The organism is Bradyrhizobium sp. AUGA SZCCT0283 (assembly GCF_018130385.1).
GTDB lineage: Bacteria > Pseudomonadota > Alphaproteobacteria > Rhizobiales > Xanthobacteraceae > Bradyrhizobium.
Genome location: NZ_JAFCLU010000006.1, coordinates 97,289 through 113,398, shown reverse-complemented (window position 1 = coordinate 113,398; position 16,110 = coordinate 97,289). Strand labels below are relative to the sequence as shown.

The following is a 16,110-nucleotide window of genomic DNA, read 5'->3' as shown; positions in this document are numbered from 1 at the left end:
GATCCATCATGAGCGAACCGTTGGTCATCGTCGGCAACGGCATGGCCGCTGCCCGCCTTGTCGATGAATTGGCCAAGGTGGCATTGGGCCGCTACGCCATTGCCGTGATCGGCGATGAGCCGCGGCTCGCCTATAATCGCGTGCTGCTGTCGTCGGTGCTGGCCGGCGAGACTACCTCGCAGGATATCGAGCTTCGGCCGGCCTCCTGGTGGCGCGACCGCGGCGTCACCCTGAAATATGGCTGCACGGCCACCGAGATCGATGTCGGCCGCCGCGAACTCAAGATCGAAAATGACGAGAGCGTTCCGTTTTCGAAACTGGTGCTGACCACAGGCTCGTCGCCGCTGCGGCTCAACGTGCCGGGGGCCGACCTTGCCGGCGTACATACGTTTCGCGACAGCCGTGACGTCGATTTGTTGCTGTCGCTGGCGGCGCAGAAAAAACGCGTGGTGGTGGTCGGCGGCGGATTGCTGGGCCTCGAAGCGGCCTATGGGCTTGCGAAGGCCGGCGCGCCGGTGACGCTGGTGCATCTGATGGACCGCCTGATGGAGCGCCAGCTGGATGCGCCCGCGGCCGAACTTTTGAAATCCCTCGTCGAGCGCAAGGGGATCGAAATCCTGCTCAACGCCAACACCGCGCGCATCCATGGCGAGACGCGCGTCGAAGGTGTCGAACTGGTGGACGGCCGTCTGATCCCGGCCGACGCCGTGATCTTCGCGGCCGGCATCCGGCCGAATATCGCACTGGCAAGGGAAGCGGGCATTGCCGTCAATCGCGGCGTCGTGGTCGACGACCACCTGCAGACCGGTGCGCCGGATGTGTTCGCGATCGGCGAATGCGCCGAGCATCGCGGCATCTGCTACGGGCTGGTCGAGCCGGCCTATGAGCAGGCGAGGGTGCTGGCGCGGCATCTCGCCGGGCGCGAGGCTTCCTATCCCGGCAGTATCGTTGCGACGAACCTGAAAGTCTCCGGCGTCAGCGTGTTCTCCGCCGGCGATTTCATGGGCGGCGACGGCAGCGAGACTATCGTGCTCTCCGATCTCAATCACGGCACCTACAAGAAGCTTGTGATCGCGGGCGGGCGATTGACCGGTGCGGTCCTGATCGGCGATGTCGCCGACGCGCTTTGGTATCTCGAACTGATCCGCACGCGGCAGCCGACGCAAAGAATTCGTGCCGACATGATGTTCGGCCGCTCGCTCGCGATCCGTTCGGAAGCTGCATGATCCGGTTGCCGCCATGACTGCCATCGATCCCGACCTGCGCGCCATCAGCACCACCTGCGCCTATTGCGGCGTCGGCTGCGGCATTCTGGCGACGCCGGACGGGCGCGGCGGGGCGGCGATATCGGGTGATCCCGAGCATCCCGCCAATTTCGGCCGGCTGTGCTCGAAGGGCTCGGCGCTCGGCGAGACGCTCGGCCTCGCCAACCGGTTGCTCTATCCGATGATCCGCTGCGGCAAGGGCACCATGGAGCGGGTGGCCTGGAGCGACGCGCTCGATCATGTCGCGCACCGCTTCCAGCACATCATCGCGCGCGACGGCCCGGGCGCGGTCGCGTTCTATCTCTCCGGCCAGCTGCTGACGGAAGACTATTACGTCGCCAACAAGCTGATGAAGGGTTTTATCGGCAGCGCCAATGTCGACACCAATTCGCGGCTCTGCATGGCCTCTTCGGTTGCCGGCCACCGCCGCGCGTTCGGCGCCGATACGGTGCCCGGATGTTATGAGGATCTCGACGAGGCTGACCTTCTGGTGCTGGTCGGCTCCAACGCGGCCTGGTGCCATCCGGTGCTGTACCAGCGCATGCTTGCCAACAAGCAGCAGCGCGGCGCGCGGATGATCGTGATCGATCCGCGCCGGACCGATACCGTCGGCGATGACGATCTGTTCCTGGGATTGAAGCCGGGCACCGACACCGCGCTGTTCAGCGGGTTGCTGGTGCATCTTGCCGATAACGGCGCGCTCGACCGCGACTACATCGCCCTCCACACCACCGGGTTCGACGACGCCATCGCCCGCGCGCGCAACATCGCGGGCAGCGTCGGGGCCACCGCGCTGGCGACCGGTCTTGCCGAGCAGGACGTCGCGACGTTCTTCCAGATGTTTGCGAACACCGAGCGCGTCGTCACGCTGTATTCGCAGGGCGTCAACCAGTCAGCGCAGGGCACCGACAAGGTCAACGCCATCGTCAATTGCCATCTCGCGACGGGACGGATCGGCCTGCCGGGCGCGTCGCCGTTCTCGTTGACCGGGCAGCCCAATGCGATGGGCGGGCGCGAGGTCGGCGGGCTCGCCAACCAGCTTGCCGCTCACATGGGCTTTACGCCGCCCGACATCGATCGCGTGCGCCGGTTCTGGAAGGCGCCGCGCATCGCCACCCATGAGGGGCTGAAGGCGGTCCAGATGTTCGAGGCCATTGCGCGCGGCGAGATCAAGGCGCTGTGGGTGATGGGTACCAATCCCGCCGTGTCGCTGCCGAACGCCGACGGCGTTCGCGAGGCGCTGAAGAAGCTCGAGCTGTTCGTCGTTTCCGAGAACGTGATCTCCAATGACACGGTGGATGCGGGCACGCACGTGCTGCTGCCGGCGCAGGCCTGGGGCGAGAAATCCGGCACCGTGACCAATTCGGAACGGTGCATCTCGCGGCAGCGCGCGTTCCTTTCCGCCCCCGGCGAAGCCAGGCCCGATTGGTGGATCATGGGCGAGGTTGCCAGGCGCCTCGGCTTTGGCGCTGCCTTCGGCTTCAGCTCGGCGGCGGATATCTTTCGCGAGCATGCCGCGCTCTCGGCATTCGAGAACGAGGGCGCGCGCGATTTCGACATCGGCGCGCTGCAGTCGTTGTCGGACAGCGATTTCGACGCGATGGCGCCGGTGCAGTGGCCGGTCCGGCAGGGAAGTGAGCCGCAAGCGCGCTTCTTCGCCGAAGGCGGTTTCTTCGCCAATGATTTCAAGGCCCGCTTCATCGCGCCGGAAATACCGGCGCTGCGGACCGAGACCACGGCGGCGCGGCCGCTGCGACTCAACACCGGCCGCATCCGCGACCAGTGGCACACCATGACCCGCACGGGCGAGAGCCCGCGGCTCGGCCAGCATCTGCCGGAGCCCTTCGTCGAAGTTCATCCTGACGATGCCGCCAGGCACGGGCTCGCCGACGGTGACTTCGCGCGTGTTACCACCGATTACGGGCAGTGCACGCTTCGGGTCGTCGTCAGCGAGCGCCAGCAGCGCGGCATGCTGTTCGCGCCGATCCACTGGAGCGAGGCCAACGCGACCGGCGCGCGTGTCGGTTCGCTGGTGGCTCCCATCACCGATCCGTTCTCCGGTCAGCCCGAGAACAAGGCGACGCCTGTATCGATCACGCCTTACGAATACGTATTCCGTGGCTTTGCGCTGTCGCGCAAGCCGCTCGAACTGCCCGATCATGCGTGGGTCGCTCGCGTCGCCGTCAGTGGCGGTTACGGCTATCTGTTTGCCGACAACGCCGATCTGGCCGGCTGGCAATCCTGGCTGAAATCATTCGCGACGGATGATCTCGCCGAATACAAGGATTTCGGTGGCGGCGTCTATCGCGGGGCGTCGTTTCGCGGCGACCGCATCGAAACCTGCCTGTTCATCGGGCCCGCGCGGGACGCCGGCGACTGGAATGTGGTCAAGGACCTGTTCGCCGCGGATGCGCTCGGCAACGACCAGCGCCGCATGCTGCTGTCGGGCAAATCGGCAGATGGCCTTGCCAATGCCGGCCCGATCGTCTGCGCCTGCTTCGGTGTCGGCCGCAACACCATCTGCGATACCATCGCGGGCGGCGCGCGTTCGGCTGCGGATATCGGTGCCAGGCTGAAAGCGGGCACCAATTGCGGCTCCTGCATTCCGGAGCTGAAGCGCCTGATCGCGCAGACCGGCACGAGCGGCCCCGGGCCGCGGACGCTGGCGGCGGCGAATTAGCTCACCATCCACGTCATTGCGAGGAGGCGCTGCGAGGCGCGCGGTCGTCCCCCTCGCCCTGCGCTTGCGGGGTCGAGACGAGCGAAGGTCGCTCGGGGTGAGGGGCTCTCTCCGCGAGTCCACTGCGTGGAAACAGAGATAGTTTTCCTGCGGGCATGATTCTCGGCGGGTCTGACCGCGCCAGGATTTCTCAAACGATGACGCTTGAGCGAATAGACTACTGCTTGCGAATGCAACGCGGCGTTTGAGAGGTTGGTCGAGTAACAATCTTCGTGGTCTCAACCATGGCGGAAGATGCCCGCTAACCGGACATCGACAGGTATGCTGAATTCGACGCGAATGACCCAGATCGGACGTCGGCTGGGTGCGGCCCGCGCCCGAGGAATGTACGGGTCTGACTTCTAACGGTATGATGGGACGGTAGGCGTCCAATCGGTCCGCCATGAGGAGATTGAGAATGATAACCTGCTATCTCCGCTATGAGATATCCCCCTTAAAAGCGAAAGAATTCGAGACCTACGCCAAGATGTGGATGCCACTGGTTGAAAAATTCGGCGGCACGCATCACGGCTATTTCCTGCCGCACGAAGGCGGGGACTACGTCGCGATCGCATTGTTTTCATTTCCTTCGCTTGCCGATTACGAAGTCTACCGCTCCAGGGCGGCCAGCGATCCTGATTGCCAGAGGGCAATAGCATATTACCTGGAGACTAAATGCTTCCTAAGACATGATCGGTCGTTTCTTAGACCGATCCTTGAAAGCGGCGCCGGAGCGCCCCCGAAGCCGGACGCGGGCTCGTGATGAACGAGCTGCCGTGCCCAAGGCGCCGGTCCGGTGAGGTGATAGAATACGATGGCTTGACGTCGCCTTCAGGCACGAAACAGACCTGCCGACCGGCGCTGACGATGTCCGTTGCTGGGGGTAGACCGAAAGTCGCCGTGGTCCGGTCAAACCGACGCGAATGACCCTGGCCGTGTAAAAACTCAAAAATCGAAACGCAGCGAAGAATGATATTTTCCAGTCCGACCTCCAAGTTTAATCCGCTTGCGCCTTGCGAGACTAAAGCGGTCTTGGACGAATGACTTCTTCCATCGCGATTGAGCGTCTTCGCATTTTCACACGGCCAAGACCCATTTCAGACATCAGCGAGCATCTCAATTTTGTAGCGACGTGGATTTCGACTGACGCTGACCGACGTCAAACAAGTCGATTCTCTTGTCGTGCGACGATCTCACAAACGCCCCAGGGCTGCTGCGCTCCTGCCTCCCTTCCGTCAAACCAGGACCGCCTCTTCCCTCAAGAATTTGGAAGAATCGTCGGTGGAGGTACCAATGTTATACTCGCAAAGCCCACCACTGACAGCTGAAGAAACTTCGTTCGGCGGGCTTGCGCGCGATCCGGATGTCCGATCCGATCAGCGCGTTGGTAGACGGCGCATGCAGCCGTCGATCGATGCTCCCTATCCCTACCGCTTCGGGGAAGGGCAGCCGGCGAGCGGCCGGCCGTCGATTGGCAGGCGAATGTTCCGCGCCCTTACCCGGTTCTCCATTGCGGTTCTCATCGGTGTCGGCGCCACGCTTGGCTGGCAGTCCTACGGTGATGCAGCAAAGGAGATGCTGGTAGCCCAGGTTCCGGCGCTGGGTTTGCTGTTATCCGTTTCGACGACGAAGTCGCTAGTCGGGGCTGCGACTTCCACTGATACGACGCGGCAACTTGCGCCCTTGGCATCCACGCTCGATGCCGTGCGGCGCAGCGTAGAACAACTCGCTGCCAAGCAGGAGCAGATGGCCCAGAACATTGCGGCGCTACGGGCTGTCGAGGAGGACGTCAGGCAGAAGGTATCGTCAGCGCCGCCGGCCGCAGCCCCAGCCCCGGCCCAGCAGGCTGCCTCGATCCCGCAGCCCAAACCTCCGCAAGCCAAGATCGAATCTCGCCTGCCGCCTCCCGCCGGACCACAGTTCTCGCGCTGACGGCCCGGATTGCCGGCCGCGAAATTGATCAACGCCTTTACTCTGTGATCCGGTTACCTTATGGCGACCGGCCCTCCCGTCTCAATTCACTTCGAGCTTCATTTTGAGGGGTTATCACCGCGCTCACGCAACATCGGTGGCGCTCTCCTCTGCGACCGTCACTTCCAACTCGGGATACGTGCCATGACTGGTGTTGGGGCACGTTTGAGACATGCCGACCGGTTCTGAAGATGTCCGTTAATCGGGGCAGACCGGAAGTGATCAGTACACCGTCAAAGCGACGCGAATGACCCGGAACAGACATCAGCACGACTACTGGCTCTTGCGAGCTGGAAGTCGGTTGTCTCCCGGAGCGCAATCCGCAGCTTCGAAGCTGACACTTGTCCGGGTCCGTGCGTCCCCATCACGATCGCCATGATCGGAGCCTTGCGGGTGGGCAAGTGCTCGCTCGTTGCTTGAATTACCACTGCAAGATCAGCACGTGCTTCAGGAACAAGCCAGCCCGATGCACCCCGCTGCCGCGCGCGCCTAGATCCAGCTCAAGAAAAACGTCTCCAGTTTGCCTTTGCCCTTCACGTCAATGCTGCCGCGTGGCTCCAGCGGGAAGAGACCGACGAGGTGCCGGGCGGTATCCTGGGACACATGGATTCGATTGGGCAGAGAATAGGCCTCGAGCCGGCTCGCGACATTTACCGTATCGCCCCACACGTCGTAGACGAAGCGGTGCGTGCCGATGATGCCGGCAACCACGGGACCGGAATGTATGCCGATCCGGATTTGCAAGGGCCAACCGAAATGGCTGTTGACGCGGCCCAGCCGATCGATCATGCCGAGCGCCATTTTCGCGATCGCTGCGAACCCATCGGGATTTGGATCGGGCAAGCCGGCGACGGCCATGTAGGCATCGCCGATGGTCTTGATCTTCTCGACACCGAGCTCGCGGGCAAGCGCGTCGAATTCCGAGAATAGCCGGTTCAAATACTCGACCATCGCTGCAGGTGTGACCCGTGCAGCATGCTCGGTGAAGCTCACCAGATCGGCGAACAGAACGCTCACGCCCTCGAAGCGGTCGGCGATCATGGCTTCGCCCTGGTTCAGGCGGCCAATCACCTGTCTTGGCAGGATGGTCAACAGCAGCCGCTCGAACTTGGCGGTCTCGTCCTCGATGCGGCGAAGGTACTTCTGCTCGCGGTCGCGCCAGCGCTTCTTGTGCAAGCAAGCATTGATCCGCGCGCGCAGCAGGACCGGATCGAACGGCTTTGGCAGATAATCCTCGGCCCCGGCCTCGATGCAGCGGACGGCGCTCTCGGTCTCCGCCAAGGCCGTGATCATGATCACCGGAATGCGGCGCAGCCGCTCATCCGCCTTCATACGCACCAGCACGTCAAGCCCGTTGATATCGGGCATCATCAAATCGAGCAGGACGAGGTCGAACTCATCGTCGGCGAGCGCCTGCAGCGCCTGCTGGCCGCCGGCCACCGAAGCGACGCGATGCCCATCGCGGGTCAGCCGGCGCGACAGGAGATCGCGGTTGGCCTCGATATCATCTACGACGAGAATGGAGCCGGTTTCGGTGACAGCATACGGCCGGACTGGCCCGAGGCTGCGCATCAAGTCGCTCACCATAACCGCGCCGGTCTGATCGGGGGCCAAGCTCGTCTCCTCGACATCGACCGAGAATCGGACGATGCGATCGAGACGCAGCAACAGGTCGGTGACCGCCGCCAGCAGGCGATCGAAATCTGCCCGCAGCGAGTCGCCTGAGAAATTGGCTACATCCTCGCGCAGCATCTCGCCGTAGCCCTTGATCGCGTTGAGCGGCGTGCGCAGCTCGTGACGCAGCTCCTGCTCTTGCGTGGCGGCCGCTGCGCCGGGCAGGCTCCTGGCGCGATCGCCGTCCACCAGCCGGTCGACCTTGCCGGCGAGATCCCGGGCTGCGCCGAGGATGCGGTTCATATCGGGGAGGATGTCCGGGCGCCCATTCCGGGACGCGTCTTCGTGCAGGATCTCTGCATAGCCGAGCAAGGCGTTGACCGGCGACAGCAGTTCCTGGCGAAGGTGGGCAAGCCGAATGCGCCAGGCGCGCGCGTTGTCGGTATCAATGATGCTCATGGCCGATCCGGACTCGCGCGCCGGGCGTGCCGGGGTACCAGCTCGTCGAGCGCCGCCAGCACGGCCTTGCCACTGTATTCGCCCTTGTGCACCAAATGCTGTACCTGGCCGTTGAGTCGCGCGCGATCCTCGGCGGTCAGTGTCTTGGCGGTGACGACGATGATCGGGATGCGCCGCCAGCGGGATTCGTCGCGCACCCGCGCGATGAACTCGAACCCGTCCATCTCGGGCATCATCAGATCGAGCAGAATTGCGTCGGGTAAAGCCTCGCTCAAACGCTCAAGACCAACCCGACCATTCTCTGCTTGCGTGACCCTGCAATCGATCTGCCGCAAGGCGCGGCTCATCAGCTCACTGGTCGGAGCGTCATCCTCGACGATCAGCACGTGCCGTGGTGCACCCCTTGGGCAGCACTTTTCCACCGCACGGACCAGTCTGTCCCGATCAATCGGCTTGATCAGGTAATCGGCGGCGCCGAGCGAGAAGCCGATGCTCTGGTTGTCGACGATCGTGATCATGATCACGGGAATTTCGGCGAGTGCCGCATCTTCCTTCATGGCGCTGAGTACGGCCCAGCCGTCCATCTGCGGCATCAGAGCGTCGAGCGTGACGACATCGGGCTGCAGCGTGCGGGCGAGCTGCATCGCCTCCTCGCCGCTGGCAGCCATGCGAACGGCGTAGCCGCCGCGCTGCAGGTGCCGACGCAGCAACTCCCGCGCGTTGGGATCATCGTCGACCACGAGGACGGTCGGTGCATGCTCGGCCTGCGGACCCTCGGAACGCTGCTCTGCCGCCGAATCCGCAGTGTCCGATGCCGCGCTTGTCACCGCCGGCAGACGAACCGTGAAGGTCGTCCCCTTGCCGGCTTCGCTGGTCAGCGTCACATCGCCGCCCATCAGCCGGCAGAAGCTCTTGGTGATGGCAAGGCCCAGCCCGGTGCCGCCATAGGTGCGGGTCGTCGAGGCATCGGCCTGAGTGAAGGCCTCGAACACCTTGGCCTGCTGATCTGACGTCATGCCGATGCCGGTATCGCGCACCTGGAACTCGATCCAGTTGCCGGCCGCGTTCGTATCGCGGAGCGCGGTCAACGTGATGGTCCCGTTCCTTGTAAACTTGCACGCATTGCTGAGAAGGTTGAACAGGGTCTGCCGCACCTTGGTCAGATCGCTGTGCATCGTGCCGGCCTCGTCAGCGCAGTTCACCACCAGAGCGTTGCCAGTCTTCTTGGCCAGCGGGGTGACGGTCGCCGCGACGCTATCGATCATGGGCCGTAGCTCGAAGGTCTCGAGATAGAGCGTCATCTTGCCGGCCTCGATCTTGGAAAGATCGAGGATGTTGTCGATCAGGCCGAGCAGATGCTTGCCGGCATCCTGGATCTTGCGCAGGTCTGCCATCTCCGATTCGCGCCCAGCACTCTGGGCGTCCTCGAACAGGATCTCGCTGTAACCGATGATCGCATTCAAGGGCGTGCGCAGCTCATGGCTCATGTTGGCGACGAAGTCAGACTTCGCGCGGGTCGCCTGCTCGCTCGCCCAGATCGCCTTGTGCAGTTCGCCTTCCATGCGCTTGCGGTCGCTGATGTCGACGAGGCCGTTGATCATCGCCGGGCGCCCTTCGAACTCGACGCGCTGCGACGCTATGAGCGCCCAGAACTCCTCGCCTCCAACCCGCTTGAGCAGCATCTCCATGCCCTCCACATGGCCGCGCTCGGTCAGCGCGCCGATGAAGCGCTCGCGATGCTGCGGGTCTGCGTAGAGGGTTTTCGCTTGCAGGCCCAGGGCGGACGAACCCTCGAGCTCGAACATTTCGCTGAAGCGCCGATTGGCATACCGGATGATCCCGTCATCGAAGGTTACGATCGCCACCGCCATCGGCGCGGCCTCGGCGATGACGCGCAGCCGCTGTTCGCTCTCCTGGATCGCCTGCTCCGCCTTCTTCACGTCGGTGATGTCGGTGTAGGTCGCGACCGTGCCGCCGTCGTCGGTTTTGCGCTCGTTGATCTGGATCCAACGCCCGTCGGAGCGGCGTTGCACATGCGTGCCCTTGGGATCGCAATGCTGGGCGAGACGTTGCTCGACCCAGGCCTCGACGCGCCCTTCCGCGTCGCGAATCTCGCCGCCCGCGGCCGCGTTGCGGAGGATCGTCTCGAACGATACGCCCTGATTCACGACATTGATGCTGGCGGTGCTGTGCATGTCCCGGTACCGCCGGTTGTATATCACCAGCTTGTCGTCAGCATCGTAGAGCGAGAAACCCTCCGAGATGCTCTCGATCGCGTCGACGAGCCGGCGCTGGGCCTGCGTAGCCTTGTCGCGCGCCTCCGACAGCTCCTTCGAACTCAGCTCCTGAGAGCGCTCGACCATCGCCCGATCGCTATCAAAATCCGTGTATGCGGCATCGACGGCTGCCACGAAAGGCTGCAAAGCAACCGGTACTTCGCCCTCGACACCGAGGTGCTTTCTGAGCTGGCGTCGTAGCAGCCTGTGCATCTGTGCCCTGTGATGTTCAGTCCTCGGCGAAAGTTGTTATGGTCATGGTTTGATTATGCAGGCGGCACTCGCCACCGTGCATGAAGGGGGAAAGCTCGCCGTACGAGTAGAACCCGGAAATCTTCGCATCCGTTCCGAAGACATTTCGAATTGCTTCGATTTCTTCCTCGGTGCGCTGCTTCATCACAAGCTTGCGACCGACACAGCTCACCAGAATTGCAAGATCTGGTCGCCTGTCGCCGAGCCCGCTGAGACTGGCCTTGGCGGCGGCGGTCGCGCCGTCGACCAGATCGTCAACATTGGTCTTCATCAACTGCGCCGTTCCGCCCTGTGGGATGTCGCCCGCGAACGTCATTGACTTGTTCTGCTCGTCCACAGACAGGACGGTCCGGACGACACCCTGGCCGCCCTTTGCCTCGGTAACGAGGATTGGAAAAAGCAAGGCAGAGCTTGGCAACTGGTCGGCGTGTGGGCCCAGGTACGATTTATAGAGATCGAGCGCCGACCGCCCGTCGAGCTCATAGAGGATGTTACCCTCGGCCCGAGTGATGGTGCGCAGCGGCCCGAAGGGCTGCCAGCCGCCCATCGATCCGTAGCCAATGCGCAAGTCGTTGCCGTACAGACCGACCGCCGCCACGCGCTGGGGGCCCGCGCCACCGTCGGCAACGACCCAGGTCTCGGCGAAGTTGGTTCCGTCTCCGGAAAGGCCGCCAGTGATCGACACGCCTTCCACGACGCCGCCAGCGAGACCGCGCGCCAAGTCGGAGCCATTGACGTGCAAGCCGTCCGAAAGTACGAACACATGGCGCAATGAGGCGTCGTTCAACTGCCGCGCGAGCTCCTTGCCGACGTCGTAGCTCGCCTTCGCCTCACCAATCGTGGCAGAGGCGAACCGCAGTCGCGTATGTTCGAAGTCGACAAGAGTGGCAATCACCGAGTCGTCGACGACCAAGTCGCCGACAATCTCGCCGGAAGTCGAGCAACCAAGCATGGCGGCCCCTTTGAAGTGGTCGCGCAACTCGCCCACGAGGTTACCCGTCTGCATCAACGATCTAGCACCGAAAACGAACACGACACTTTGTTGTCCGACTACGCCAGTTGGCAAATTCGGCTGCCACCCGTCGCTTTGCGACCATTTGTACTGAGCCGTTTTCATGAGTTGTTTCCTCTCGTCATCTGTCCGGAACTTGTAGGTCGTTTACTGTCCCGCAGCCGCGAGTAGCGTCTCGATCTTGCCCAGCAGTCTCTGCAGCTCGATCGGTTTAGTGTCGTAGTCGTCGCAGCCGGCCTCGAGAGCCTTTTCCCGGTCGGTCGCCATGGCGTGCGCCGTGAGCGCAATGATGGGGATTTTGCGCAGCTCTGGCGTGGCCTTGATCCGGCGCGTCGCCTCCCAGCCGTCGATCACCGGCAGGCTCATGTCCATCAAAATGAGATCGGGCCTGTCGCTCGTGGCCATTGCGACGCCGCGCGCTCCGTCCTCGGCAATGGTGACCTCGTAGCCGCCACGCACAAGGCGCCGCGAGAGCATGTCGCGGTTCATCTCATTGTCTTCGACCAGCAGGATCTTGGGCATTGCACAGCCTCGATCGGACTGTGAGCACTGCTTGCCCGGGACCGCCCGGGTGGCCTCAATGGACGCCTAAAAATCAACTTAGCACTCAAGCCGACCTGTCGCATCACAAAAATGGCGAGTGGCGCCGACGTTGAATTGAAGGGGACGCGTGATCTGGGCTGCGCCTACAGGTAGCCAACAACGTGTGCCACCAGGATAGCCGCAAGCCGGCGTTGCAGATAGTCTTGATGCACAGTCGTCCGCGCGGCAGGCCGACAGACCTCTGTACCGCGAGGAGCATCGTGACCACCGCTAACTTAGCACCTTTGGACATGGCAGGTTAGGGAAGTTTGGCTTCCCGTGTACATTGGCCGCGACTATCGATCTCGCTGCGAAGCAACAAAGTTGAACGCCAGAATAGTTCCGCTGCTTCTGCCTACGCCGCAACGTCGCGTCCGGTACTTCCGATATTGGCAGATATTGTTGCAAAAGTCTTTTTGGAGTGGCGAACGAAAATTCTTGGAGCCGCTGATGCGTTTTGCACGCGGCGACGTGAGGGACCATATCGTTTCGATCACGGACCTGCGTAGTGGCGTTGAAAAGCGACGCGGTAGCAGAGAAGTCCAAGGATCAACTTTCGCGAGATTTTTAGGGTCGTTCGATTTTCGACTTTTGCAACGATATCGGCACCTTTGAGACATGGCGACCGGCCCTGACGATGTCCGTTTCCAGGGGAGGACCGGAAGTAGTCGGCCGACGGCCAAAGTGACGCGATTGGACCCAAAGCGGACATTGGCCCTAGCCCAAGGGCAGCGCCCTATGCTTTGATACGTCCGACGGGTCTACCGATCTCGGGAGGCCGTTTTGACCGACAATCGCGTTGAACGGCGGCTTGCAGCTATCCTTGCGGCTGATGTGGCTGGATATAGTCGCCTGACCGGCTTGGACGAGGAAGGGACACACGTCCGGCTGAGGGAGCGTTTGCGTGGGCTCGCTGATCCCAAGATCAGCGAACATCGTGGCAAGGTCGTCAAGCATACGGGCGATGGCGTGCTCGCTGAGTTCGGCAGTGTCGTAGATGCGGTGCGCTGCGCCATTGAGATCCAGGGCGGTATGGCTGAGCAAAATGCTACGATGCCGCAGGTCAAGCAGATCGAATTTCGCATCGGCATCCACGTCGGTGACATCATCGTCGATGACAACGATATCTTTGGCGACGGCGTCAACATCGCCGCTCGCCTTGAAGGGATTGCAGAGCCGGGTGGCGTTTGCATCTCTGACGACGCACAACGTCAGGTCCGCGGGAAGGTCGATTTCGCCTTTGAGGATATGGGTCTGCAGAACCTGAAGAATATTGTTGAACCGATGCGAGCGTGGCGGTTGAGGATGAATGCGAGCGGTTCTGCGGCAGCGCCGATAGAGCCGCCTGTCGAGAGCACGCAAGCTCTGGCGCTCCCCGACAAGCCGTCTATCGCCGTGCTTCCGTTCGAGAACATGTCCGGCGATCCCGAGCAGGAGTATTTTGCGGACGGGATGGTTGAGGAAATCATCACGGCGCTCTCGCGGTTCAAATGGTTATTCGTGATCGCTCGCAATTCGAGCTTTACGTTCAAAGGCAAAGCCGTCGATATAAAGGAGGTCGGACGCAGGCTCGGCGTGCGCTACGTCCTTGAGGGGTCTGTGCGCAAGGCGGCGGGCAAGGTTCGCATCACGGGGCAGTTGATTGATGCGGTGACGGGCGCGCACATTTGGGCGGACAGGTTCGAACGTGACTTGATGGACGTTTTCGCGCTTCAGGACGAAGTCACGGTCGCCGTTGTCTCAGCCATTCAGCCAAAATTGCTTCAAACAGAAATTGCAACGGCGACGCGGCGGCGACCAGAGAACCCCACCGCCTATGATCTTTATCTCCGAGCTATGCCACAGTACTACCTGACGACCCCCGAAGGGGACGCCGAGGCGATCAGATTGGCGCATCGCGCTTTGGAGCTGGACCCTCGGTTCGGCTTTGTCGCGGCTCTAGCAGGTGTCTGTCACATGCAAAGGGTCCTTTGGGGCTATTCCACTGATCCTCAATTCGACAGGAAGGAAGCAGTTCGACTTCTTCGGTTGGCGTTGAGCGTCGACGATGGTGATCCGGACACGCTAGCATGGGCTGGCCTAATCTCGGCGTTCATGGTCGGCGATAGCGAAAGTGAGATCGAAATGGCGGACCGGGCCGTCGCGCTGAACCCAAATTCATTTCGTGCATGGGCCTGCAGAGGCCAAGTCTATAGAATTGCGGGGCTGCCGGAGGAAGCGGCCCGGAGCTTTGAACGTGCCATTCGGATGAGCCCAATTGACCCGGCGCTAAACCGAGCTCTTGCTGGAATGGGGATGGCCTTTGTCGAGCTTCGTCGCTTTGACGAGGCCATCGTCGCAGGGAGGAAAGCCCAGCGCCACAACCCCTCCTATCCGCCGGCTTACAGCTGTCTCGCGTCCGCTTTCGCCCACCTCGGACGTGATGCGGAGGCACGTGAGGCGGCGGCGCGGGTGCTTGAGTTAGATCCCGCCTTTACGATATCGGTATGGATCGCCCGTGGTGGGCAATCAAACTCGAAGCTGATGATTGAGGGCCTTCGGAAAGCGGGGTTGCCCGAATGAACCCGGGTACGCTGCCGAAGACGGGTTAACCGGAATGACCGCTTCTGGCACTTTTCGGACCTGGCGGGCCGGCCTCACCATGTTCGTTGTTCGGGGAAGACCGGAAGTAGCCGGCAATGGCCAAATCGACGCGATTGACCCACAGCGGTCATCGGGATGCTTCGCGGAACGGGACACTATGGAATATCGGCGGGTCGAAATTACTCCGGCTTGATGTTGGCCGCGCGGATCACCTTCGCCCACCTTTGCGTGTCGTCAACGATGAACTTTCCGAAGTCAGAGGGCGAGAGAACAAGAGGCGTAATGCCAAGATCGGCGTATCGCGCCTTTATACCGGGACTTGCTAGTCCGGCATTGATATGATCGTTGAGCTTCTGGATGATCTCGGACGGTGTGCCCTTCGGCGCACCCATCCCTGCCCACCCGTTCGCCTCGTATCCGGGGACCGTTTCGGCAATGGTCGGCACGTCCGGCAGCGCCGGCGACCGCGTTGCGGTGGTCACCGCAAGGGCTCGCAGTTTACCAGCCCGGATGAACTCAAGCGATGGGCTCGCGCTGACGAACATGAGTTGGAATTGACCGCTGATTGCGTCGGTGAGCGCAGGTCCCTCGCCGCGATAGGGTACGTGAACGAGGTTGACGTCAGTCATGATCTTGAACAGCTCGCCGGCCACATGGCCCGGCGTCCCGATGCCGCCCGACGCCATGTTGATCTTGCCGGGATTGGCCTTGGCGTAGGCGATGAAGTCCGGAACGGTTCTGGTGGAATGAGCAGGATGCATCACCATGACTAGGGGGGCATGCACGATCCCGGCGACCGGCGCAATGTCCCGGATGAAGTTGAAGTTAAGCCTGTCGTAGAGCGTTGCGTTGATTGCGTTCGGTGTTAAGGCCAGCAGGAGCGTATAGCCGTCGGCCGGTGCACGGACGACTGCCTCTGTGCCAATATTGCCGCCGGCACCCGGCCGGTTCTCGACGACGAATTGCTGGCCGAGCCGCTCCGATAACCACTGACCCATTAGACGAGCGTGAAAGTCCCCGAGCCGCCAGCGGGAAAGCCGACGATGATGCGCACCGGCCGCGTCGGATAGGCTTGCGCTCGCGCGATGGTCGAGAGCGCCGGTAGCGCGGCAATGGCCGCAGCCAAATGCAGAAACTGCCTTCGATGGGGAAGTTTCATTCCAGTCCCTCCGCAGCGTGCGATCCGATGGGGACGGGTGCGAGTAGACTAGTCCCTTTCCTATTATCCCGGAAGTGGCAATGTCGCCAATTGGCACCTTTGAGACATGCCCGCCTGTCGTGAGAATGTCCGTTCACCGGGGCAGACCGGAAGTCGCCGTGGTCCGGCCAAACCGACGTGAATGACCCATCTCGGACCTCACCGGTATGCGATCTGGT

General features: G+C 62.2%; 9 protein-coding genes and 1 pseudogene. 5 read left to right on the top strand and 5 right to left on the bottom strand.

Annotated features, from left to right (window positions below):
- Positions 1-8: 8 nt before the first annotated feature.
- From JQ624_RS10955 to JQ624_RS10940, 4 genes are all read left to right on the top strand, one after another.
- Positions 9-1,226, top strand: a complete 1,218-nt coding sequence (locus tag JQ624_RS10955; RefSeq protein ID WP_212418892.1) for an NAD(P)/FAD-dependent oxidoreductase — start codon at positions 9-11, stop codon at positions 1,224-1,226.
- 13 nt (positions 1,227-1,239) lie between these two features.
- The gene (locus JQ624_RS10950; protein WP_212418891.1) at positions 1,240-3,945 is read left to right on the top strand and encodes a nitrate reductase; all 2,706 of its coding nucleotides are present in this window, start codon (positions 1,240-1,242) and stop codon (positions 3,943-3,945) included.
- A gap of 457 nt (positions 3,946-4,402) precedes the next feature.
- The gene (locus JQ624_RS10945; RefSeq protein WP_212418890.1) at positions 4,403-4,747 is read left to right on the top strand and encodes an NIPSNAP family protein; all 345 of its coding nucleotides are present in this window, start codon (positions 4,403-4,405) and stop codon (positions 4,745-4,747) included.
- Between the two features lie 635 nt (positions 4,748-5,382).
- A complete protein-coding gene (locus JQ624_RS10940; protein WP_212418889.1) occupies positions 5,383-5,916 on the top strand; it encodes a hypothetical protein in 534 nt (177 codons plus the stop codon).
- A gap of 528 nt (positions 5,917-6,444) precedes the next feature.
- Here the strand turns inward: JQ624_RS10940 and JQ624_RS10935 are convergent.
- The 4 genes from JQ624_RS10935 to JQ624_RS10920 form a co-directional block, all read right to left on the bottom strand.
- Complete coding sequence (locus JQ624_RS10935; RefSeq protein ID WP_212418888.1) at positions 6,445-8,028, bottom strand: adenylate/guanylate cyclase domain-containing protein; 1,584 nt, start codon at positions 8,026-8,028, stop codon at positions 6,445-6,447.
- A complete protein-coding gene (locus tag JQ624_RS10930; protein ID WP_212418887.1) occupies positions 8,025-10,439 on the bottom strand; it encodes a response regulator in 2,415 nt (804 codons plus the stop codon). Before JQ624_RS10930 ends, JQ624_RS10935 begins: the two co-directional genes overlap by 4 nt.
- Before the next feature lie 94 nt (positions 10,440-10,533).
- Positions 10,534-11,673, bottom strand: a complete 1,140-nt coding sequence (locus JQ624_RS10925; protein ID WP_212418886.1) for an FIST signal transduction protein — start codon at positions 11,671-11,673, stop codon at positions 10,534-10,536.
- 42 nt (positions 11,674-11,715) lie between these two features.
- Positions 11,716-12,090 carry a response regulator gene (locus tag JQ624_RS10920; protein ID WP_029585317.1) on the bottom strand — a complete coding sequence of 125 codons (375 nt, stop codon included), beginning with the start codon at positions 12,088-12,090 and terminating at the stop codon, positions 11,716-11,718.
- An 843-nt stretch (positions 12,091-12,933) separates the two neighbouring features.
- Between JQ624_RS10920 and JQ624_RS10915 the strand changes: the two genes are divergently transcribed.
- Positions 12,934-14,712, top strand: a complete 1,779-nt coding sequence (locus JQ624_RS10915) for an adenylate/guanylate cyclase domain-containing protein (protein WP_212418885.1) — start codon at positions 12,934-12,936, stop codon at positions 14,710-14,712.
- Between the two features lie 200 nt (positions 14,713-14,912).
- Here JQ624_RS10915 and JQ624_RS10910 read toward each other — a convergent pair.
- Positions 14,913-15,892, bottom strand: a pseudogene (locus JQ624_RS10910) (Bug family tripartite tricarboxylate transporter substrate binding protein).
- Positions 15,893-16,110: the final 218 nt, after the last annotated feature.

Bases quoted from the DNA above. Each gene is read 5' to 3' on its own strand.
- JQ624_RS10940 (WP_212418889.1), top strand. From the start codon at position 5,383: ATGCAGCCGTCGATCGATGCTCCCTATCCCTACCGCTTCGGGGAAGGG.
- JQ624_RS10950 (WP_212418891.1), top strand. From the start codon at position 1,240: ATGACTGCCATCGATCCCGACCTGCGCGCCATCAGCACCACCTGCGCC.
- JQ624_RS10945 (WP_212418890.1), top strand. From the start codon at position 4,403: ATGATAACCTGCTATCTCCGCTATGAGATATCCCCCTTAAAAGCGAAA.
- JQ624_RS10935 (WP_212418888.1), bottom strand. From the start codon at position 8,028: ATGAGCATCATTGATACCGACAACGCGCGCGCCTGGCGCATTCGGCTT.
- JQ624_RS10920 (WP_029585317.1), bottom strand. From the start codon at position 12,090: ATGCCCAAGATCCTGCTGGTCGAAGACAATGAGATGAACCGCGACATG.
- JQ624_RS10925 (WP_212418886.1), bottom strand. From the start codon at position 11,673: ATGAAAACGGCTCAGTACAAATGGTCGCAAAGCGACGGGTGGCAGCCG.
- JQ624_RS10955 (WP_212418892.1), top strand. From the start codon at position 9: ATGAGCGAACCGTTGGTCATCGTCGGCAACGGCATGGCCGCTGCCCGC.